Here is a 1,384-nt window from a genome sequence, read left to right on the forward strand (position 1 = left end):
CCAGTTGACTCATAATAAAAGGTAACTTTGTAAGATAAATTTAGTTGTTGTAGTATAACGTTTTTAGTACTTCCTTTTTTTGCTTCTTTTTTGTTAATAAGTTGTGGATTTATGTGCATAACTCTTTAGCTTTCCACATTTTCACATACGGGTGAATTTGCCAGGTTTATAATTTGTTTTATCTTGATAGCCATGGCTTTTTGTAAATCAAACGGGTTTAGCTGTTTGAACGTTTTTGTCAACTTACGTTTAATCTCGTCATTTATATCTTTTGATTCCAGAATTCTTTGATAGGGTGTTTTGGGCTTGTCGTATTTTTTTATAGTTTTTGCCCCTTCCCTTATTTTAGAAACAAGCTTGAAGTAAGGCATAAAAAAATTGAAATATAAATACCACTCGCTACTATATAAGTTGTTCATTAAAGCTACAATCTGCTGGTTATCAAACCGCTGATAGCCTAAGTACTCCCTGATATGCGTCCAGTTTTTTCCTTCTATATGGGCATTGTCGTTTTTATAGTAAGGCCGTGAACGGGTAAACTTGACCGGTTTTTTTCTGTTGCTAAAAAAACGGACTAAGTGCCAATTTAAGAATTCTGATCCATTGTCGCAGTCAAAACCAAGAATGTCAAAAGGCAGTACCTGTTCCATTTCAGAAATAGCTGCTTTTACGCCGCGTTCGCCCTTGCCCCATACAGCGCGCTGGACAGTCCATGTCGTAGCAATATCAACACTGTTGACAGTGAAGGCAAATTGCCCGGCCATTGAGCTGCCGCAGTGGGCCACGGTATCTGTCTCCAAATAACCAGGCTTTGTTTCATCCCATTGACCGGTCTTAACCGAAATATGCTTCTTTAGCAGGGAACCCGGTTTGGTGGTTGCCAGCCCTATCTTGAGGTACCTACCGCGGTCTTCACGCATCAATCTGTCGATAGTGGCCGCCGATATGCCCAGTACTTTTCTTCTGATCTCTTCAGATATTTCTAAAGGATAGAAAGGCAACCAAAGTGGTAATATTTCCACCAGTCTTTTGGAACAGGGCAAGTTTGTCTTACGCCAGATAAAACGGATCACTTTTAAAATATCGGGATGGTTATACCGTTTTTTGGGACCTCGTTTTTTGGGCGTGTCTGTTTTCGCCTTTTTATTGTTCAATATCCTGATCGCATATTTACGGTTAAAACTGCAGACTTCGCACACTTCGTCAAGCAAGGATATTTTTTCTTCTTTTGATGCTTTTCGGTACCGTTCCCGAATCTTTTTCAGGTATTCTTTTTTAGAATGACCACTCATAATTTTAGACTCCAGTTTTGGGTTACATAAATTATGAGTCAACGACTACTTTTTGAAATGGCCAGGGTTACATTTAATTTGATTCAAGTCGC

General features: G+C 39.1%; 1 protein-coding gene. It reads right to left on the reverse strand.

What is annotated here, in order from left to right; all coding sequences use genetic code 11:
* Positions 1–125 precede the first annotated feature (125 nt).
* Positions 126–1,292 carry an integrase gene (locus HND50_22385; protein NOG48001.1) on the reverse strand — a complete coding sequence of 389 codons (1,167 nt, stop codon included), beginning with the start codon at positions 1,290–1,292 and terminating at the stop codon, positions 126–128.
* Positions 1,293–1,384 lie beyond the last annotated feature (92 nt).

It is taken from the genome of Calditrichota bacterium (genome assembly GCA_013112635.1).
Taxonomy (GTDB): domain Bacteria; phylum Calditrichota; class Calditrichia; order Calditrichales; family J004; genus JABFGF01.